This window comes from Rhizobium sp. C4 (assembly GCF_021026315.1).
GTDB lineage: Bacteria > Pseudomonadota > Alphaproteobacteria > Rhizobiales > Rhizobiaceae > Ensifer_A.
Genome location: NZ_JAJNCX010000001.1, coordinates 211,719 through 231,459 on the forward strand (window position 1 = coordinate 211,719; position 19,741 = coordinate 231,459).

22 protein-coding genes and 1 riboswitch are annotated in these 19,741 nt (G+C 59.8%); of the genes, 3 read left to right on the forward strand and 19 right to left on the reverse strand.

The features are described from left to right. Positions 1–52: 52 nt before the first annotated feature. The gene (locus LQK84_RS00975; protein WP_230826733.1) at positions 53–625 is read right to left on the reverse strand and encodes a hypothetical protein; all 573 of its coding nucleotides are present in this window, start codon (positions 623–625) and stop codon (positions 53–55) included. Positions 626–705: 80 nt separating this feature from the next. Further along, the gene (locus tag LQK84_RS00980) at positions 706–1,005 is read right to left on the reverse strand and encodes a hypothetical protein (RefSeq protein ID WP_230826734.1); all 300 of its coding nucleotides are present in this window, start codon (positions 1,003–1,005) and stop codon (positions 706–708) included. A 153-nt stretch (positions 1,006–1,158) separates the two neighbouring features. Here LQK84_RS00980 and LQK84_RS00985 point away from each other — a divergent pair, with 153 nt between their 5' ends. Next, positions 1,159–1,395 (forward strand): Lrp/AsnC ligand binding domain-containing protein, encoded by a 237-nt coding sequence (locus tag LQK84_RS00985; protein ID WP_230826735.1) that lies wholly within the window; start codon positions 1,159–1,161, stop codon positions 1,393–1,395. A 54-nt stretch (positions 1,396–1,449) separates the two neighbouring features. Here the strand turns inward: LQK84_RS00985 and LQK84_RS00990 are convergent, their stop codons facing one another. From LQK84_RS00990 to ald, 6 genes are all read right to left on the reverse strand, one after another. After that, complete coding sequence (locus LQK84_RS00990; protein ID WP_230826736.1) at positions 1,450–2,361, reverse strand: DMT family transporter; 912 nt, start codon at positions 2,359–2,361, stop codon at positions 1,450–1,452. 96 nt (positions 2,362–2,457) lie between these two features. Continuing rightward, positions 2,458–2,609: riboswitch (FMN riboswitch) on the reverse strand. A 182-nt stretch (positions 2,610–2,791) separates the two neighbouring features. Next, positions 2,792–3,064 (reverse strand): DNA-binding protein HupB, encoded by a 273-nt coding sequence (gene hupB / locus LQK84_RS00995; RefSeq protein WP_230826737.1) that lies wholly within the window; start codon positions 3,062–3,064, stop codon positions 2,792–2,794. 206 nt (positions 3,065–3,270) lie between these two features. After that, positions 3,271–5,688 (reverse strand): endopeptidase La, encoded by a 2,418-nt coding sequence (lon, locus tag LQK84_RS01000; RefSeq protein WP_230826738.1) that lies wholly within the window; start codon positions 5,686–5,688, stop codon positions 3,271–3,273. A 372-nt stretch (positions 5,689–6,060) separates the two neighbouring features. After that, positions 6,061–7,338, reverse strand: a complete 1,278-nt coding sequence (clpX, locus tag LQK84_RS01005) for an ATP-dependent Clp protease ATP-binding subunit ClpX (RefSeq protein WP_230826739.1) — start codon at positions 7,336–7,338, stop codon at positions 6,061–6,063. 276 nt (positions 7,339–7,614) lie between these two features. Next, positions 7,615–8,247 carry an ATP-dependent Clp endopeptidase proteolytic subunit ClpP gene (clpP, locus tag LQK84_RS01010; RefSeq protein ID WP_230826740.1) on the reverse strand — a complete coding sequence of 211 codons (633 nt, stop codon included), beginning with the start codon at positions 8,245–8,247 and terminating at the stop codon, positions 7,615–7,617. 411 nt (positions 8,248–8,658) lie between these two features. Next, entirely contained in the window at positions 8,659–9,777 is a 1,119-nt protein-coding gene (ald, locus tag LQK84_RS01015) for an alanine dehydrogenase (RefSeq protein ID WP_230826741.1), read from the reverse strand. A gap of 158 nt (positions 9,778–9,935) precedes the next feature. On the opposite strand from ald, the gene LQK84_RS01020 reads away from it, so the two are divergent. Together LQK84_RS01020 and LQK84_RS01025 are read left to right on the forward strand one after the other, a co-directional pair. Then, a complete protein-coding gene (locus tag LQK84_RS01020) occupies positions 9,936–10,397 on the forward strand; it encodes an Lrp/AsnC family transcriptional regulator (RefSeq protein ID WP_230826742.1) in 462 nt (153 codons plus the stop codon). A 182-nt stretch (positions 10,398–10,579) separates the two neighbouring features. Next, positions 10,580–12,568 (forward strand): bifunctional 2',3'-cyclic-nucleotide 2'-phosphodiesterase/3'-nucleotidase, encoded by a 1,989-nt coding sequence (locus tag LQK84_RS01025; RefSeq protein WP_230826743.1) that lies wholly within the window; start codon positions 10,580–10,582, stop codon positions 12,566–12,568. Positions 12,569–12,666: 98 nt separating this feature from the next. On the opposite strand, the gene LQK84_RS01030 is transcribed toward LQK84_RS01025, so the two are convergent. The 11 genes from LQK84_RS01030 to LQK84_RS01080 all read right to left on the reverse strand — a co-directional run bounded on the left by LQK84_RS01030 (position 12,667) and on the right by LQK84_RS01080 (position 19,728). Continuing rightward, positions 12,667–12,990 (reverse strand): HlyU family transcriptional regulator, encoded by a 324-nt coding sequence (locus LQK84_RS01030; protein ID WP_230826744.1) that lies wholly within the window; start codon positions 12,988–12,990, stop codon positions 12,667–12,669. Between the two features lie 26 nt (positions 12,991–13,016). After that, positions 13,017–13,472, reverse strand: coding sequence for a type II toxin-antitoxin system RatA family toxin (locus LQK84_RS01035; RefSeq protein ID WP_230826745.1), 456 nt, complete (start codon positions 13,470–13,472; stop codon positions 13,017–13,019). Positions 13,473–13,531: 59 nt separating this feature from the next. Continuing rightward, a complete protein-coding gene (locus LQK84_RS01040) occupies positions 13,532–13,828 on the reverse strand; it encodes a HigA family addiction module antitoxin (protein WP_269071699.1) in 297 nt (98 codons plus the stop codon). Between the two features lie 8 nt (positions 13,829–13,836). After that, positions 13,837–14,118, reverse strand: coding sequence for a type II toxin-antitoxin system RelE/ParE family toxin (locus LQK84_RS01045; RefSeq protein ID WP_230826747.1), 282 nt, complete (start codon positions 14,116–14,118; stop codon positions 13,837–13,839). A 27-nt stretch (positions 14,119–14,145) separates the two neighbouring features. After that, positions 14,146–15,114, reverse strand: a complete 969-nt coding sequence (lipA, locus tag LQK84_RS01050) for a lipoyl synthase (RefSeq protein WP_230826748.1) — start codon at positions 15,112–15,114, stop codon at positions 14,146–14,148. Positions 15,115–15,135: 21 nt separating this feature from the next. After that, positions 15,136–15,393, reverse strand: a complete 258-nt coding sequence (locus tag LQK84_RS01055; RefSeq protein ID WP_112627472.1) for a GlsB/YeaQ/YmgE family stress response membrane protein — start codon at positions 15,391–15,393, stop codon at positions 15,136–15,138. A gap of 143 nt (positions 15,394–15,536) precedes the next feature. Continuing rightward, positions 15,537–16,982 (reverse strand): dihydrolipoyl dehydrogenase, encoded by a 1,446-nt coding sequence (gene lpdA / locus LQK84_RS01060; RefSeq protein ID WP_230826749.1) that lies wholly within the window; start codon positions 16,980–16,982, stop codon positions 15,537–15,539. Between the two features lie 48 nt (positions 16,983–17,030). Beyond that, positions 17,031–17,291 (reverse strand): YdcH family protein, encoded by a 261-nt coding sequence (locus LQK84_RS01065; protein ID WP_230826750.1) that lies wholly within the window; start codon positions 17,289–17,291, stop codon positions 17,031–17,033. Positions 17,292–17,375: 84 nt separating this feature from the next. Further along, complete coding sequence (locus LQK84_RS01070; protein ID WP_230826751.1) at positions 17,376–18,014, reverse strand: SGNH/GDSL hydrolase family protein; 639 nt, start codon at positions 18,012–18,014, stop codon at positions 17,376–17,378. A 7-nt stretch (positions 18,015–18,021) separates the two neighbouring features. After that, the gene (locus LQK84_RS01075; protein WP_230826752.1) at positions 18,022–18,276 is read right to left on the reverse strand and encodes a hypothetical protein; all 255 of its coding nucleotides are present in this window, start codon (positions 18,274–18,276) and stop codon (positions 18,022–18,024) included. 93 nt (positions 18,277–18,369) lie between these two features. Continuing rightward, positions 18,370–19,728, reverse strand: a complete 1,359-nt coding sequence (locus tag LQK84_RS01080; RefSeq protein ID WP_230826753.1) for a pyruvate dehydrogenase complex dihydrolipoamide acetyltransferase — start codon at positions 19,726–19,728, stop codon at positions 18,370–18,372. Between the last annotated feature and the right edge of the window lie 13 nt (positions 19,729–19,741).

Here is a 19,741-nt window from a genome sequence, read left to right on the forward strand (position 1 = left end):
GCCGCCAACGCACTGATGACAGTCGCGTGTTCGGTGTTCGTGTTGATCGAATTCAGCTTTTCAGAACAGTGACGATCAGCAGGACGGACACGGCCGCCAGCCAGACAGAGGCGACGCGCTCCACGATTCGTGCCCGTTTCCCAGGGTTTCCGCCACTCAGCAGACTTCCGGCGCTCATCCAGACAAGTGCGACAGCGACGACGAGACCGCAGAACGTGGCAAGGCGCGAGATGAAAGCCGGATCGCTGGTCGACGGCAAAAGAATGAAGCTGACGACAAGGGCCTTCGGATTGAGCGCGGTCGTCATATAGACTCTGGCTGCCGTGACCGTCCCCAGGCGCCCTTCCTGCTGTGCCCTGCCCCACAGCTGGATGGCGAGAAACATCACCCAGACGGCGGCGGCCGACTTGAGCACAAGCGAGGCAACCGGAAACTCCGCAAAGAATCGCGAGCCGACGATCGTCAGTGGCAGGATTGCAGTGAGGTAGCCGGCCAGTTCTGCAGGAATCAGTCGCGCGGCTATGGCAATGCCGCTTTGGGTTCCAGCCACGCCCATCAGCGTATTGGTGGGCCCGGGCGCCAGCAGGAGCGCCAGCACTGCCGTGATGAATGCCAGAATGGTCATGCGATCCGATTCCCCGACAAGGAGCTTACTGGCTGTCTGGATAGGCGCGGCGGTCTTTGCCCGCCTTGACCTTCATCAACTCAGGACTGGCCGGTCGACGCTTCGGGAGACTTTTCCCCCTGCCTGCGACGAACGATCTCGAAAATGGTGCCAAGACCGAATCCGATGACAAGGCCGCCGAGATCATACGCGTTGCCGCCATATCCGAATCGCGGCCCCAGCAGATGAATTGCAGCAATGGCGATGAAAGCCCCAATGAAGCCGGTGCGTAGAAAGACCAGCGCCGAGGTCATGCGCGAGACAACCAGCCATCGGGGTTGAACAGGCTCTTCATTCTGAGGCTTGTTGTTGCCATAGAATTCTTCGGGCGGCATGGACATGGGGTCCTCCTGAACGATCGGGTGTATTTAAGCCCTCCCGCAGATGTTTTGCCGTATCCGGCGGGCCGATGGCAAGGGCGCGACACTTCAAATGCCACCGGGCTTTGGCTAATGTTGCCGCAGCCAGGAAGAATCAACACAGATGGAGGCGACATGCGCTGCATTTTTACCCAGGTCCGTTGCCGGCCGGGCCAGACCTACGAAGTTGCCAACAAGATCTATGAGAAGGAAGTGGTCTCCGAGCTCTATTCGACGAGCGGCGACTACGACCTCATCGCGAAAATCTATGTTCCGGACGGCCAGGATATCGGCCGCTACGTCAACGACATCTTCGTCAGCATCCCGGATGTCGAACGGACGCTGACCACGATCACGTTCCACGCGTTCTGAAACAGACGCAGGGCAGTTTGAAACGGGGGCTTCGGCCCCCGTTTTCGTTTGCGCTTATTCGGCGGCCGGAGCGACCGCCCTCTCCCGCCGTGATTCGTAGGTCATGATGAAAAGGGACGCGCCGAGAATCAGCACAGCGCCGAGCCAGAGCGTGCCCGCCGGCGCATAACCGAAGACCAGCCAGCCGGCGAGAACGTTGAGCGGCAGTTTCAGATCGTCGAACGGCTGGACATAGGCGGCATCCGCCGTGGCGTAGGCGAGCGTCAGTAGATATTGCGCAATCGCAGTCAGCAGTCCCAGGATCACGAAGATCGCCAGCGCCGAGCCATGGGGTATCTCGAAGCCAGAGGCCAGCGCGAAGGCGCCGTTGACCGGGGTCAGCAGCAGCAACAGCCAGACGGTGATGGTTTCGGGTGATTCGTCGTGGGTCAGGCTTTTCGTGTAGAGCGAGGTGGCGCCCCAAAGAAGTGCGGCCAGGACCGGCAGAAGCGCTGCCCAGGTGAACGTATCCGCCCATGGCTGCAGGATGATCATCGCTCCGGCAAAGCCGGTGGCGGTCGCGGCCCAGCGAGCCGGGCCCACGCGTTCGCCGAGAAAGATCCGCGCGCCGAGAATGATGAAGAAGGGTGATGTCATGACGAGCGCGATGGCCTGCCAGATCGGGACATGCGCGAGCCCCATCACCCAGGCCTGAACACCGAAGACGGAAAATGCTACCCGGATGATGTGGCTTGCCGGATAGCGCGTCCGCATGGTGCCGATCCCGGTGCGCCAGAGATAGGGCAGCGAAAACAGCAATGCGATGCCATATTGCCAGAAGGCGGTGGAGACCGAGCCGAAGCCCAGTTTCATCGTCACCCATTGGGTGAGGACGTTGATCGCGGCAAAGGCGACGCCCGCGAGGACCATGATGGCGGCGGCAGCGATCGCCGGATAGCGTTGGCGAAGATTTCCAATCTGATTCATGTTCACTTTCCCAGAACAGGATCGACACAAATCAGGGCATGAGAATTCCACGCCTCTCATCGCGCCGCGAAACGCGGACACGACGGCAGACATGGGCCTCATTCTCTTTCATCCGGACTGTGACCGTCGGCTCCGGAATTACACCGGATCTGCTGACCCGCACCCTCTCATCGAAGCTGCGGCGCTCGCGGGCTCGGGGCGAACCCCTTACCGCCGGTGGGGAGTTTCACCCCGCCCTGAGAACGATTGCCGGACAAGCCGACGCGCCATTGATAGGACGAATTCGCAATTGCGGCAAGATTGCTGACATATCTGCCGCTTCACTGGACCGAAGATACAAAAAGACCCGGTGCGACGAACGCACCGGGTCTCAAAACTCTTGCTTGCCTGTTCCAGTCGAAACTGGCGGGTGGCAGGCAGAAAGCCGATCTTAGTTGACGGCGTCCTTCAGACCCTTGCCGGCCGAGAACTTCGGCACGTTGCGGGCCGGGATGGCAACTTCAGCGCCCGTGGACGGGTTGCGGCCGGTGGAAGCTTCGCGGCGGGTAACCGAGAAATTGCCGAAGCCAACGAGACGGACGTCGCCGCCATTCTTCAGTTCGCCCTGGATTGCTTCGAACACAGCGTCAACAGCCGATGCAGCATCGGTCTTGGACAGGCCAGCCTTTTCCGCAACTGCGGATACGAGCTCGTTCTTGTTCATGTTTCCACCCCTTTCTTACTGGTATGAAACGATTCGATTGGTCATCGCGGGCAGAATACGCAGGAGCGCGTCCACCGCAACCGAAAATGCGCTCAATCCCTTGTTTTGCAGGGGTTTGCGCGCCGTTTTCGTTAAAAAAGGCCGGCATTTCTGCCGGCCTCGGGTTCTTATCAGGTTCATTCCGGCGCAATTGAGGCCGGATCGCGTCAATGCGCGACGCCTACACCACTTTCTTCGCCCGAATCGACAGCAACGACAGTTGTGTCAGGCTTGGGCTCCCAGACGATCGGCTGGGGCTGGCGAACCAGCGCGTGCTGCAGGACTTCGCCCATCCGCGAGACCGGGATGATTTCCATCTCGTTCTTCACGTTGTCCGGAATATCCGCCAGATCCTTGGCGTTTTCTTCCGGGATCAGCACCTTCTTGATGCCGCCGCGGAGTGCCGCAAGCAGCTTTTCCTTCAGGCCACCAATCGGGAGAACGCGACCGCGAAGGGTGATTTCGCCAGTCATGGCGACATCCTTCGAAACCGGAATTCCCGTCATGATCGACACGATCGCCGTTGCCATCGCGACACCGGCAGACGGTCCATCCTTCGGCGTCGCACCTTCCGGCACGTGGACGTGGATGTCGGCCTTGTCGAAGCGCGGGGGCTCGATGCCGAAATCGATGGAGCGCGAGCGGACATAGGAGGCCGCCGCCGAAATCGATTCCTTCATCACGTCCTTCAGGTTGCCGGTCACCGTCATGCGGCCCTTGCCACCCGGCATCATCACGCCTTCGATCGTCAGCAGCTCGCCGCCGACTTCCGTCCAGGCGAGGCCCGTGACAACACCGACCTGATCCTCGCGTTCAGCCTCGCCGTGGCGGAAGCGCGGAACGCCAAGATAGTCGGACACGTTCTCGGCGGTCACCTCGATCGAGGTCGCCTTGCCCTTGAGGATTTCGGTCACGGCCTTGCGGGCGAGCTTCATCAGCTCGCGTTCCAGCGAACGGACACCGGCTTCGCGCGTGTACTGGCGGATCACCGCCATCAGCGCGTCGTCGGAGACCGAGAACTCGCTCGGCTGCAGGGCATGATCGCGGATCGCCTTCGGCAGAAGGTGACGACGGGCGATTTCCCGCTTCTCATCTTCCGTGTAGCCGGCGATGCGGATGATCTCCATGCGGTCCATGAGGGGCGCAGGGATGTTCAGCGTGTTCGCCGTCGTGATGAACATCACATCCGAAAGGTCGTATTCGACTTCCAGATAGTGGTCCATGAACGTTGCGTTCTGTTCCGGATCGAGCACCTCGAGCAGAGCAGAAGACGGATCGCCGCGGAAGTCCTGGCCCATCTTGTCGATTTCATCGAGCAGGAAGAGCGGGTTGGCCTTCTTCGCCTTCTTCAGCGACTGGATGACCTTGCCGGGCATCGAGCCGATATAGGTGCGGCGGTGACCACGGATCTCGGCTTCGTCACGGACGCCGCCAAGTGCCATGCGCACATATTCGCGGCCGGTCGCCTTGGCGATCGAGCGGGCGAGCGAGGTCTTGCCGACGCCGGGCGGGCCGACGAGGCAAAGGATCGGACCCTTGATCTTCTTCGAGCGCGCCTGAACGGCGAGATATTCGACGATGCGTTCCTTGACCTTGTCGAGGCCGAAGTGATCGCCGGCGAGCACTTCCTCGGCAAAGTTCAGGTCGGCCTTTACCTTCGAGCGCTTGCCCCAGGGCAGACCGGTCAACCAGTCGAGATAGTTGCGCACGACGGTGGCTTCCGCCGACATCGGGCTCATCTGGCGCAGCTTCTTCAGCTCGGCATCCGCCTTTTCGCGGGCCTCCTTGGAAAGCTTCGTCTTCTTGATGCGCTCTTCCAGTTCGGCCATCTCGTCACGGCCGTCTTCGCCGTCGCCGAGCTCCTTCTGGATCGCCTTCATCTGCTCGTTGAGGTAATATTCGCGCTGCGTCTTTTCCATCTGGCGCTTGACGCGCGACCGGATGCGCTTCTCGACCTGGAGGACGGAAATTTCGCCTTCCATGAAGCCGAGCGCCTTTTCAAGACGCGTCTTGACGCTCACCGTTTCGAGCATTTCCTGCTTTTCGGTGATCTTGATGGAGAGATGCGAGGCAACCGTGTCGGCGAGCTTCGAATAATCCTCGATCTGGCTGGCAGCGCCGACCACTTCCGGGGAAATCTTCTTGTTCAGCTTCACATAGTTCTCGAACTCGGAAACGACCGAGCGAGACAGGGCCTCGATCTCGACGGCATCTTCGGCAGGTTCGGAGAGAACATGCGCCATCGCTTCGTAAAACTCGTCGCGTTCGGTGTAGCCATCGATTTCAGCGCGTGCGCGGCCCTCGACCAGAACCTTGACGGTCCCATCGGGCAGCTTGAGCAGCTGGAGGACATTGGCAACCGTGCCGACGGTATAGATCGCGGAGGGCTTCGGATCGTCGTCGCTCGCATTGATCTGGGTTACCAGCATGATCTGGCGATCAGAGCCCATCACCTCTTCCAGAGCGCGGATGGACTTTTCACGGCCGACGAAGAGCGGCACGATCATGTGCGGAAAGACGACAATGTCGCGCAGCGGCAGTACCGGATAGGCAATGCTGTCTGCAGGCAACGTCTTCTTGGTCATGTGAGTTCCTTTCCATAGGGTTCCCAGCTGGGCCACCCTTCGCATCGGGCGGGGAGCCCCGATGCTTCTCATTACCGCTCCTTAAGTGGAGTCTCACGGATGTCTTTTCAAGACAATCAACGCGTATCCACCCATTGTCCCGCCTTCAGATCCAACCTTGCCCCGTTCCGCTGTCGCGAGGCTTGCCGGCTCTCAACTTGGTGCCGCGATACGCTGTATTCCCACGCGGATTCTGCGTTCACTATCGCGGTACTTTACATAGTACGCAACTCAAAAAGACCCGGATTACGACGATTTAACGACATTAAACCCATGAAAAAAGCCCGGGACTTGGCCCCGGGCTTGTCTATTGCATACGATGTATTGTGGCGGTTACGCCGATACGTTGGCCTTTTCTTCGTTCCGCTCCGAATAGATGTAGAGCGGACGTGCCTTGCCTTCGACCACGTCGTCGGAAATGACCACTTCGCGGACACCTTCCAGGGCCGGCAGCTCGAACATCGTGTCGAGCAGGATCTTTTCCATGATCGAACGAAGGCCGCGGGCACCGGTCTTGCGGACGATGGCCCGCTTGGCGATGGCGCGCAGGGCGTCCTCGTGGAAGGTCAGTTCGACATCTTCCATCTCGAAAAGGCGCTGATACTGCTTGATCAGGGCGTTCTTCGGCTCGGACAGGATCTGGATCAGTGCATCTTCATCCAGGTCTTCGAGCGTTGCCAGAACCGGCAGACGACCGATGAATTCCGGGATGAGGCCGAACTTGACCAGATCTTCCGGCTCCAGTTCGCGCAAAACTTCGCCGACGCGGCGATCTTCCGGCGACTTGACGCTGGCCGAGAAACCGATCGAGGTCTTCTCGCCACGGGCCGAAATCAGCTTGTCGAGACCAGCAAAGGCACCGCCGCAGATGAACAGGATGTTCGTCGTGTCGACCTGCAGGAATTCCTGCTGGGGATGCTTGCGGCCACCCTGCGGCGGAACGGAAGCAACCGTGCCTTCCATGATCTTGAGAAGCGCCTGCTGAACGCCCTCGCCCGACACGTCCCTCGTGATGGAGGGGTTGTCCGACTTGCGGGAGATCTTGTCAACTTCGTCGATATAGACGATGCCGCGCTGGGCGCGCTCGACATTGTAATCCGCAGACTGAAGCAGCTTCAGAATGATGTTTTCGACGTCTTCACCGACATAGCCGGCTTCCGTCAGCGTCGTGGCGTCCGCCATGGTGAACGGCACGTCGATGATGCGGGCGAGCGTCTGGGCAAGATAGGTCTTGCCGCAGCCGGTCGGGCCGACCAGAAGGATGTTCGACTTTGCCAGTTCCACATCGCCATTCTTGGAGGCATGCGCCAGCCTCTTGTAGTGGTTGTGAACCGCTACGGAGAGGATGCGCTTCGCCTGCTGCTGGCCGATGACGTATTCGTCCAGGACCTTGATGATTTCCTGCGGGGTCGGCACGCCATCGCGCGACTTGACCATCGAGGTCTTGTTCTCTTCACGGATGATGTCCATGCAGAGTTCGACGCACTCGTCGCAGATGAAGACCGTTGGTCCGGCAATCAGCTTGCGCACTTCATGCTGGCTCTTGCCGCAGAAAGAGCAATAAAGGGTATTCTTCGAGTCACCGCCGCTGCTACCGCTGACCTTGCTCATGTCACTTTCCTTCCAAGCATACCGGCGTTACCCGCTGAGGGAATACACGGAACCTTTTCCACCCTTTGGATCTGCGCCTCGTGTCGCATCGGAAAGGGTTTCCGGGGGTACTAGCTGATCCGAACAAATCACTTTATCCGGCAGCTTGCAACGAATCCCCCACTCTCAACTGAATGCTATGTCATAAAAATTCAACATAGCATTAATTCCATATCCTGCACCTTAGGCTGACGCCGGCCTTGATCCTTGTCAAGAATGGCGCCAATCCCCAGCTGATCAGGCGCCGGCCGGGCCTTCGATCTCTTCACGCGAGGTGAAGACCTGATCGACCAGACCCCAGTTCTTGGCTTCCTGCGCGTCCATGAAGTTGTCGCGGTCGAGTGCCGTTTCGACTTCTTCGTAGGTGCGGCCCGTGTGCTTCACGTAGATTTCGTTCAGGCGACGCTTCATCTTCAGGATGTCGCGCGCGTGGCGCTCGATGTCGGACGCCTGGCCCTGGAAACCGCCCGAGGGCTGGTGAACCATGATGCGGGCGTTCGGCATGGCAATGCGCATGTCCTTGTGGCCAGCGGCCAGAAGCAGCGAACCCATCGAAGCAGCCTGACCGATGCAGAGCGTCGAGACAGCCGGCTTGATGAACTGCATCGTGTCATAGATGGCCATGCCGGCGGTGACGACGCCACCCGGCGAATTGATGTAGAGCGCGATTTCCTTCTTCGGGTTCTCGGCTTCGAGGAAGAGCAACTGCGCCGAAACGAGCGTCGCCATGTGATCTTCGACCGGGCCCGTCAGGAAGATGATGCGTTCCTTCAGAAGCCGCGAATAGATGTCATAGGACCGCTCGCCGCGATTGGTCTGTTCGACGACCATCGGGATCAGTGCCATTGCGGTATCAACAGGATTGCTCATCTTCTACCTTCAAACGTTGGGTCCGGATTTCGCAGCTGATCCGGGAATCATCGAAATTTCTCATTCCCTACATAGAGTGTCAGGAGGGCGAACTTCAAGACACACATGGAGAATGACGAGTTTCATGGACGCTTGCTCCTTAATACGGCGTTACGAAAGCAAACTGCCCACAGAGCAATTCAAACACGATAAAAACTTCGTGAAGTCGACCGGTTCAACTGCAACCGACACCGGCAACCCGGCAACAGGGGATAGCTCTCCAATCAGGGAGCCGAAGTGGACCACCAAATCTCTCGGGGAGTTCAATGCGTTGTCGGATGAGCCGCATATAGGAACCGGCGCCGTCCACTTCCAGAGGAAGGTGGAGACGCCGGTCCGATTTCATAGATGATGTCGATCAAAGAGCCGAGTTCACGCGGCCTTCAGCGCATCGACCGGCGAAACGAGGTCGAGGCTCAGGCTTTCAGCAACGGCCTTGTTGGTGATCTTGCCCCTGTGGACATTCAGGCCATTGCGCAGATGCTGATCCTCGGCAATCGCCTTCAGGCCCTTGTCTGCCAGCGCCAAACCATGGACGAGAGTCGCGTTGTTGAGTGCGTGGGTCGACGTGTATGGCACCGCGCCCGGCATGTTGGCGACGCAGTAGTGAACGACACCATCCACGACATAGGTCGGGTCGGAATGAGTCGTCGCATGCGACGTCTCGAAGCAGCCCCCCTGGTCGATGGCGACGTCGACGATGACCGAGCCCGGCTTCATCGAGGAGAGCATGGCCTTGGAGACGAGCTTCGGAGCCGCCGCACCCGGAATGAGAACCGCACCGACGACGAGATCGGCCGAGAAGACTTCACGCTCGAGATTGTCGATCGAGGAGTAAAGCGTGTGGATCGAGCCATGGAAGATGTCGTCGAGCTGGCGCAGGCGCGGGAGCGAACGATCGAGCACGGTCACATCCGCGCCGAGGCCGACAGCCATCTTCGCCGCATGCAGACCGACGACGCCGCCGCCGATCACCACGACCTTGCCCGGACGCACGCCCGGCACGCCACCGAGCAGCACGCCGCGGCCGCCATGGGCTTTCTGCAGCGCTGTCGCACCGGCCTGGATCGAGAGACGCCCGGCCACTTCCGACATCGGAGCGAGAAGCGGCAGCGCGCCTGCGGCATCCGTCACGGTTTCGTATGCCACGCCGGTGACGCCGGAGGCCAGAAGGCCCTTTGTCTGTTCCGGATCGGGCGCGAGGTGGAGATAGGTGTAGAGGATCTGGCCTTCGCGAAGCTGCGCCCACTCCTGCGGCTGCGGCTCCTTGACCTTCACGACCATGTCTGACTTCGCGAAAATCTCGGCGGCCGTCGCAACAATCTTGGCGCCGACGGCTTCGTAGGCCGCGTCATCCGCGCCGATGCCGGCACCCGCCCCGCTCTCGATCAACACCTGGTGACCATGGGCCACATATTCGCGGGCAGCGCCCGGCGTCAGGCCGACGCGATACTCGTGATTTTTGATTTCCTTGGGACAGCCGACGATCATTCTTGTTCCTCTCGATGTATTTCCGCCCGCTGAACACGGGTCGATAATGCGTCGATTAAAGGAGAAAGCGCGTCGAACGTCCTTGCAAATGCACTTTGCTCAGAACACATTTTTCGAATATTCTTGCGTTTTGTGTCAAAAATTCGAAGGAGATTGCGTTGTCCGAACTCGATACGATCGATACTGCGATTCTGAGGGAGCTTCAGAAGGACGGCCGAATTTCCAATGCGGACCTGGCACAGCGGGTCGGACTGTCCGCATCGGCGTGTTCGCGCCGCCTCGATATTCTGGAGAAGTCCGGTGTCATTTCCGGCTATCACGCCCGCCTGTCCAACAAGGCGATCGGTTACAAGATGATGGTCATCGTCCATATCTCACTGTCCGGCCAGTTCGCCAAGACGCTGACAGAGTTCGAGGCAGCCGTTCGCCGCTGTCCGAATGTCGTCGTCTGTTATCTGATGTCAGGCGAATACGACTACATTCTCCGGGTCGCAGCAAAGGATCTCGAAGACTACGAGCGCATCCACCGCGACTGGCTCTCCGCCCTGCCCCATGTCGTGAAGATCAACTCGTCCTTCGCGCTCCGGGAAATCATCGATCGGCCGAACGCGGGCCTGTAAGCCGAAGGGAAACATTTTCTCTTCGATCTCGGAATATTGTTAATGTTTTTCCATCTGGTCAAACTTTTCGATTGCTGACATCTTGCTGTCGTCAAACGCCGCCAAGATGCAGCGCCGCTTCAAGAAGCGCCGCCCATCGGGGGCAGAAGACCCCGCTCCCGCGCAATTACTGGAGAACTTCCATGACGCTCGAACACCCGAAATTCACCCTGACGCGCCGCTCGCTTCTCGGTGGCGCTGCCGCCGGCGCGGCGATGATCATGCTGCATCCCTTTGCAGCGCGCGCGGCCGCAAACCAGGCGCATCTGCGCATCATGGAAACGACCGACATCCATGTGAACATCATGCCGTATGACTATTATGCGGATAAGCCCAACGACACGATGGGCCTGGCGCGCACGGCCTCGATCATCGACAAGATCCGTGCCGAAGCCGGCAACTCGATGCTGATCGACAACGGCGACCTTCTGCAAGGCAACCCGATGGGCGACTACATGGCCTACAAGAAGGGTATGAAGGCCGGCGACATGCATCCGGTCATGAAGGCCATGAACGTGCTGAAATACGATGTCGGCACGCTCGGGAACCACGAGTTCAACTATGGCCTCGACTTCATGTTCAACGTGCTGGGCGGCGCGAATTTCCCGATTGTCTGCGCCAACCTGACCAAGGGCAAGCTGGCGTCAGATCCGAAGCAGGACGAACTCTTCTTCAAGCCCTATGTGATCCTCGACAAGAAGATCAAGGACGGCGCCGGCAATGAAAGCACCGTGAAGGTTGGCTTCATCGGCTTCGTGCCGCCGCAGATCATGATCTGGGACGCCAAGAACCTCGAAGGCAAGGCCATGGCGCGTGACATCGTTTCCGCCGCCAAGGCCTGGGTGCCGGCGATGAAGGAAGCGGGTGCGGATATCGTGATCGCGCTTTCGCACTCTGGTATCGATGCGGCCAAGCCGACCGACAGCATGGAAAATGCCTCGCTTTACGTTGCCGCCGTCGATGGCATTGATGCCGTCTTCACCGGCCACCAGCATCTCGTCTTCCCCGGTCCGAAAACCTGGGACGGCATGCATGATGTCGATGCCGTCAAGGGCACGCTGTTCGGCAAGCCCGCCGTCATGGGCGGCTTCTGGGGCTCGCATATGGGCCTGATCGACCTGCTGATCGAAAAGGACGGCAAGGGCTGGAAGGTCGTTGATTTCACGACCGAGGCGCGCCCGATCTATCACCGCGACGATGCCAAGAAGGTCGTCGCAGATGTCACCGACAAGCCGGAAATCGTCGCGGCGGTGAAGGACGAGCATGAGGCGACGCTGGCTTACGTCCGCACGCCGGTCGGCAAGACCTCGGCACCGCTCTATTCCTATTTCGCCCTCGTGGCCGATGACCCGTCCGTGCAGATCGTTTCCAACGCACAGAGCTGGTATATCAAGGACATGCTGAAGGAGACGCCGTACAAGGATCTTCCGGTCCTCTCGGCTGCCGCTCCGTTCAAGGCCGGCGGCCGTGGCGGCGCAGACTACTACACGGATGTCCCCGCCGGTGACATTGCCATCAAGAACGTCTCCGACCTCTACCTGTTCCCGAACACAGTTCGCGCGGTCGTCATTACTGGCGCGCAGGTCAAGGGCTGGCTGGAAATGTCTGCGGGCATGTTCAATCAGGTCAAGGAAGGCGCAAAGGATGCGCCGCTCCTCAACCCCGACTTCCCGTCCTATAACTATGACGTGATCGACGGCGTGACCTACGAAATCGACCTGTCGCAGCCGGCCATGTATGACAAGGACGGCAAGAAGGTCGGCGAGAGCGCCGGTCGTATCGTCAACCTGCAATTCCAGGGCAAGCCGATTGACCTTGCACAGAAGTTCGTCGTGGCCACCAACAACTATCGCGCTGGCGGCGGCGGCAACTTCCCGGAAATCGCGGGTGACAAGATCGTCTTCGTGGCTCCGGATACGAACCGCGACGTAATCGTGCGCTACATCGTTCAGGAAGGCACGATCAACCCGTCCGCCGATGGCAACTGGCGCTTCAAGGCCATGCCCGGCACGACGGCCGTCTTCGAAACGGGCGCGAAGGGCAAGCAGTATGCCGGCGACGTTAAGGGCGCGAAGATTGAAGATGCAGGCGCCGGCGAGAACGGCTTCGCCAAGTACCGCCTCATGCTCTGATCGTCAGGCAGTCCACAAACAGGAAAACGGCGCCTTGTGGCGCCGTTTTTCGTTGTGCTTCTAAGTTTGACGAAAAGTCACCGCAGGGTGATATTTCCTTATGCACGACCTGTCGTCGCGCCATCGGCAAACAGGGCTTTGCCGTTCTGGCTGATGATCTGCTCCGCCTTGCGGAAGGTGATGTCAACGGCGTCGTCCTCCGTCGAGAAGAGGTCTGCGCGAACGAATTCGCGCGTCAGCGTCACGCCGTCCTGATCCTTCTCGATGCGACCGGCCAGACGGAACTGTGCGCCTTCGCGCTGCGGGGTTGCGAAGACACGGAGCCCGGCGATCTCGCGCATATGCTCTTTCGCCGCCCCCTTGGCCTCGCCCGAGGATGCGCCGCCGCCGAAGATCGATGCGATTTTGGAGAAGAAGCTCATGTCGTTCCCTTTCGTGCACGCGGCCGTCAGGCGGGCGTGGCGTAAATCTTTGTGGCCCGCGCCTCGAAGGCTTCCGAAAACATGCGGAAGGCACGGTCGAACATGGAGCCCATGACCGCGCCGAGAATACGGCTTTTGAATTCGTAGTCGATGAAGAAATGCACTTCGCAGCCGCCATCCGGCAGTGCGTTGAAGCGCCAGCGGTTGTCGAGATAGCGGAATGGCCCGTCGAGATATTTGACGTCGATGGCGCGCTCAGCCGGGTTCAGCAGAACCTGCGTCGTGAAGGTCTCGCGGATCGCCTTGTAGCCCACCGTCATGTCCGCCACCAGCAACGCCTTGCCATCACGCTCCTTGCGGCTGCGGACGACCAAGCCCTCGCAAAGCGGCAGGAATTGCGGATACTGCTCCACATCCGCGACAAGCGCGAACATCTGGTCGGGAGATTGCGGTACTGGGCGGCGGGTTTCGAACTGGGGCATGATTGGGAAATACGGTCGAAGACCGGCAAAATCAACTCGGAAGCTGCAACAATTCGAACTCAGGCCGCCTGAATAGGCCGGATCGCATCCAGCCCCTTCGACTGCTTGAGCGCAACGGCCAGATCATAGGTTCGTTGCAGGTTCAGCCAGTATTCCGGGGAGTTTGAAAAATAACGAGAGAGCCGCAGCGCCAGGTCCGCATCAAGCGCGGCCGCTGCATCCAAAACCGCGCCCAAGCGATCCTGCTCGATGCCGATCTCGCTCGCCAGCTTCTGTTGGGTGAGTTGATAGTCTGCCATGAACTCTTCCCTGATGATTTCGCCGGGATGAATAGGATCTGTCGGAACGAAAAGCATTGGCCGCCTCAATGATAATCACAAATTTCGACGTCGAAAGCGTCGCCATCCTCGAACCGGAAGCAGATGCGCCACTGATCATTGATCCTGATCGAGTATTGCCCCTCTCGATCACCTTTCAGGCGCTCGAGGCGATTGCTCGGCGGCACCCTGAGATCATCGAGCATATTAGCAGCATGCAAAGACATCAGCTTTCGCCGAGCCCGAACCGAAATTTCCGCCGGCAGCCGACGCGAATTGGCGCTCTCGAATATCTTTTCGGTCTGCTTATCCTTGAAGGATCGTATCATGAAAAAGAACCGAAAATCAAAGCCGCCCTATTCCGCCGCCTGAAGCTTCCGTTCCCGAGCCGCCTTCAGCCGTGCGAAATCATCGCCCGCATGATGCGACGAGCGAGTCAGCGGCGAGGACGCCACCATCAGGAAGCCCTTGGAATAGGCGACCGTCTCGTAAGCCTTGAACTCTTCCGGCGTCACGAAAGCTTCCACCTTGTGGTGCTTGCGGGTCGGCTGGAGATATTGGCCGATGGTCATGAAATCGACGTCAGCGGTGCGCAGGTCGTCCATCAGCTGCAGCACTTCGTTGCGCTCTTCGCCGAGGCCCACCATGATGCCGGACTTGGTGAACATGGTCGGGTCGAGTTCCTTCACCCTCTGCAAGAGGCGGATGGAATGGAAATAGCGTGCGCCCGGCCGCACCGTCAGATAGTTGCCCGGCACGGTTTCGAGATTATGGTTGAAGACATCGGGCTTGGCCGCCACGACCCGCTCCAGCGCGCCGGGCTTCTTCAAAAAGTCCGGCGTCAGGATTTCAATGGTCGTCGCCGGCGAGGCCTCGCGGATCGCCCAGATCACCTTTTCGAAATGTTCAGCGCCACCGTCCTCCAGGTCATCGCGGTCCACGGAGGTGATGACGACATGGCTGAGGCCCATCTGCTTGACGGCCTTGGCGACATTGGCGGGCTCTTCGAGATCAAGCGGCAGCGGACGGCCGGTCGCCACGTTGCAGAAGGCGCAGGCGCGGGTGCAGATCTCGCCCATGATCATGAACGTCGCATGTTTCTTGTCCCAGCATTCGCCAATGTTGGGACAACCGGCTTCCTCGCAAACGGTCACCAGATTGTGGGAACGCACGAGCTCGCGCGTTTCCTGATAGCCCTTCGACACCGGCGCCTTCACGCGGATCCAGTCCGGCTTGCGCAGGATTTCGGTATCCGGCTTGTGTGCCTTTTCCGGGTGGCGGACGCGCTTTGCATCGCCAGCGACGTTGTCGAGAATGGTGACCATGAAATTTCAGTCCTTTCCGGATCAGCTCCGGATGAGTTTGACCACGAAGAGAAGAATGCAGGCGCCGATAAAGCCGGCGATCAGATAGGCGAGCCAGCCACCGAAGATCACGATGCCGAAAACGCCGAGAACGGCATTGGCGACAACCGCGCCGACGATGCCGAGAATGATATTCATGAAAATGCCGCTCGGCATGTTCATGAACTTGCCAGCGAGCCAGCCTGCGATACCGCCGATGATGATGGCCATCAACCAGCCGACTTGAAATGCATCATGCATCTTTACTCTCCGAGTTTGTTCCAGCCTGACATATGGACTGGCGGCGCCCGTTCAAGAGCCCGCCGCCATCCGAGCCATTTATCGTTGCAAAGCCGGAGCTTGCCAAGCCCCTCGCCAATGTCACCTTGCGGCGACTTTCCAAATCAGGCGTTCAGAACCTTGCCATAGGCGTCAAGCACACTTTCCTTCATCGTTTCCGAGATCGTCGGATGCGGGAAGATCGTGTGCATCAGGTCTTCCTCGGTCGTCTCGAGGTTCATGGCGACCACGAAGCCCTGGATGAGTTCAGTGACTTCCGCACCGACCATGTGCGCGCCGATCAGCTCGCCCGTCTTCTTGTCGAAGATGGTCTTGATCAGGCCCTGGTCTTCGCCGAGCGCCACGGCCTTGCCGTTGGCGGCGAAGTTGAAGCGGCCGACGCGGATGTCGCGTCCTTCGGCCTTCGCCTTGGCTTCCGTGAGCCCGACAGAGGCTACCTGCGGATTGCAATAGGTGCAGCCGGGGATCTTGTTCTTGTCCATCGGGTGAACGTTCGGCACGCCTGCAATCTTCTCGACGCAGATGACCGCTTCGTGCTCGGCCTTGTGGGCGAGCATCGGCGGGCCTGCAACGTCGCCGATGGCGTAGATTCCAGGCACGTTCGTATTGCCGTAGCCGTCGATGACGATGAAGCCGCGATCAGTCTTCACGCCGACGGCCTCAAGGCCGATGCCTTCGATATTGGCCTGAACGCCAACGGCGGAGATCATGCGGTCGGCGGTGATCTTCTCAACCGAGCCGTCCTTCTTCTCGATCGTGGCGGTGACGGAGTTTGCACCCTTGTCGACCTTGGCGACCTTCGCTTCGAGCATGATCTTCATGCCCTGCTTTTCGAGCTGCTTCTTGGCGAAGACGGAGATTTCCTCGTCCTCGACCGGCATAACCTGCTTCATGATTTCGACGACGGTCACATCGACGCCCATGGTGCGGTAGAAGCTGGCGAATTCGATACCGATGGCGCCCGAGCCCATGACGAGTAGGGATTTGGGCATTTCTTCCGGCTTCATCGCCTCGAAATAGGTCCAGATCAGCTTGCCATCGGGTTCGATGCCGGGCAGTGCACGCGGGCGGGCGCCGGTCGCGATGATGATATGCTTGGCGGTATAGGTGCCCTCGCCCAGCGTGTTCTTCGGAACCGGACCCTGCGGCTGAACCACCGGCTTGGCGCTCTTGCCGACGACGATCTCGCCCGGCTTGGTGATCTTGGCTTCACCCCAGATGATGTCGACCTTGTTCTTCTTGAACAGGAAGCCGACGCCGTTGTTCATGCGGGCGGCAATGCCGCGCGAGCGGGCAACGATTGCCTTGATGTCCGGCTTCATCGTGCCTTCCAGCACAAGACCGTAATCCTTGGCATGGCTTGCCGTGTGCATCACATCGGCGGTCCGCAGCAGCGCCTTGGTCGGGATGCAGCCCCAGTTGGAGCAGATGCCGGCCAGATGCTCGCGCTCGACCACGGCGACCTTCAGCCCCAGCTGGGAAGCCCGGATGGCGGCGATATAGCCGCCGGGGCCGGAGCCGATAACAATGAGATCATAAGCATTCGACATGGGCGTCTCCACTCCTCTTTTTTTCAAGGGAGCGGATGTCCGCCCACCTCAGACGATGGGTTCGACCTGTTCGTGGCCCACCAGCATCGCGTAGATTTCATCTTTCAGCTGCATGCGCTTCTTGCGCATCTCAGCCACATGGAAGTCATCAGCAGGTTCGATATCGGTCTCGGCGCGATGTATGGCCCGGTTCACCTCGTGATACTCGTTCGAGATGCGATAGAAGTGGCCGTCAATCTCGCGCAGATGGCGGATCTTGGCGGCATATTCCGGGAATTCCTCGTGCAGTTCGTGCGGTGTGTTCGACATGTCCGATCCCCTTCAGAAACGTTTGACACTGTCAGGCTACCCGCAACGCCGATCTCTTCCTTGACCCTGATCAACTCCCCTCATTCACATCCCGAGCTGCATGCGGACGATGGGCTCCAATGCCCGTCCGATGGCCCGTGTATTCTCGGCATCCAGATGGACGCCATCGACCGGCGTCGCGACGGCAACCGAGGCCGAATCGAAAAAGCCGCAGCCCATTTCGTCTGCCATGTCGCGATAGAAGGTCGCGAGCATCTTCGACTGTTCCACTGCGCCCGCGAAGGCGGCCGCATAGTCAGAGTTCGCCGTCTCGCGCACATGCGGCGGCGAGACGATCAGGATTTCCGGCGTCTCGTATTCAAACGGCCAGGCGTGATAGCGAATGAGCTGGACGAGACGGGCCACACCCTTGGCTGCGCCATGGGCGGTGCCAACGACGGAAGGCTTCAAGTCGTTCGTGCCGAGCATCAGGATCACAAGATCGATCGGCGCATGCGTATGAAGCAGCGTCGGCAGGATGCGCGCGCCATTGCGGTCGCAATCGGCCAACTGATCTTCATAGGCCGTCGTGCGACCACCCAACCCTTCCGGGATCACGCGGACGCCATGGCCGAGAGCCTTTTGCAGGACCGAGGGCCAACGGTCCTCATGGGCATGACGGCCCAGTCGTTCCGCATCATGACCCCAGGTCAGGCTGTCTCCATAGGCGAGGATGGTTTTCATGTGCTGATCACTTCGCCTTCATGATATCGTCGAACTTGCGCTCCAGAGCGGCAAGCCGCTCCTCAAAGTCGCCGATGACAAATTTGGACATCAGACTGTCAGCTGAAAGAGCATTGCGAAAATTCTTCTGCCCCTCATCCAGCTTGTCGAGACGCTTCCGGACATCCACAAACTCGTTGCGGACCTCCTCAAATCCCTCCCGCGTCTCCTTGCGCATTTCGCGCAGCATCGGCAGGATCATGTCACCGGGTTCCTTCGTCATCGCCACTCACCTCGTCCTTGCGTTGTTGGCCCCTCTATAAATGGGGCCAACACAATGCAAAGTCACGTCTGCGTTTCGGCAGGTTCGCGCTGATCAAACCAGCATCGACATCGGGTTTTCGATGTAGGCCTTGAAGGCTCCGAGCAGTTCGGCACCCAGCGCACCATCGACGCAGCGATGGTCGGTGGAGAGCGTCACCGTCATGACCTGAGCGATGACCATTTCGCCGTTCTTGACGACGACGCGCTGTTCGCCTGCGCCGACTGCGAGGATGGTCGCATGCGGCGGGTTGACGACGGCTGCGAAGTGCTTGACGCCCATCATGCCCATGTTGGACACGGCGGTCGTGCCGCCCTGATATTCCTCGGGCTTCAGCTTCCGTTCCTTGGCGCGCTTGCCATAGTCCTTCATCTCGTTGGAGATGGTGGACAGGCTCTTCTCTTCGGCGCGACGGATGATCGGCGTGATCAGGCCACCGGGGATCGAGACGGCAACGCCGACATCGGCGTGCTTGTGCTTGACCATGTTGGTATCGGTCCAGGACACGTTGGCGTCCGGAACGTCGCGCAGCGCCAGAGCCAGCGCCTTGATGATCATGTCGTTGACCGAGAGCTTGTAGGCTGCGCGGTCATCCTTGCGGGGGGCCGCATGGTTGAGCTGGGCGCGCAGTTCGAGAAGCGCGTCGAGTTCGCAATCGACCGTCACATAGAAATGCGGGATCGTCTGCTTGGATTCGACGAGGCGCTTGGCAATCGTCTTGCGCATGCCGTCATGCGGCACGAGCTCGTAGGAGCCCGGCTCGAACAGCTTGAGAACGGCCTCTTCCGAAGCCTGCTTGGCGAGCGGCGCGGCGGATGCTGCAGCAGCGGGTGCGGCGGCCGGAGCAGCAGCGGCGGCAGGTGCGGCCTTGCCGGTGCCGGACGAAACAGCCTTCTCGACGTCAGACTTGACGACGCGGCCATGTGGGCCGGTACCGGAAATGGCAGCGATGTCGAGACCGGCTTCCTTCGCCAGGCGGCGTGCCAGCGGCGAGGAGAACGGCCGGTTGCCGGCAGGTGCAGCCGAAGAGACGGCGGCGGCAGGAGCTGCGGCGGGCGCAGCAGCAGCCGGAGCCGGTGCGGCGGCAGGTGCAGCAGCGGCGGGCGCCGTTTCAGCCTTCGGTGCCGGGGCAGCGGATGCACCACCGGCAGCAGCGGCCTTCACGTCTTCGCCTTCAGCGGCCAGGATGGCGATCAGGCTGTTGACCTTGACGCCTTCCGTGCCGGCGGGAACGACGATCTTGGCGATCGTGCCTTCATCGACGGCTTCGACTTCCATCGTCGCCTTGTCGGTTTCGATTTCGGCGATGACATCGCCGGACTTGATCGTGTCGCCTTCCTTGACCAGCCACTTGGAGAGGTTGCCCTCTTCCATGGTCGGCGAAAGGGCCGGCATCGTGATATTGATCGGCATGTCCTCGCCCTCC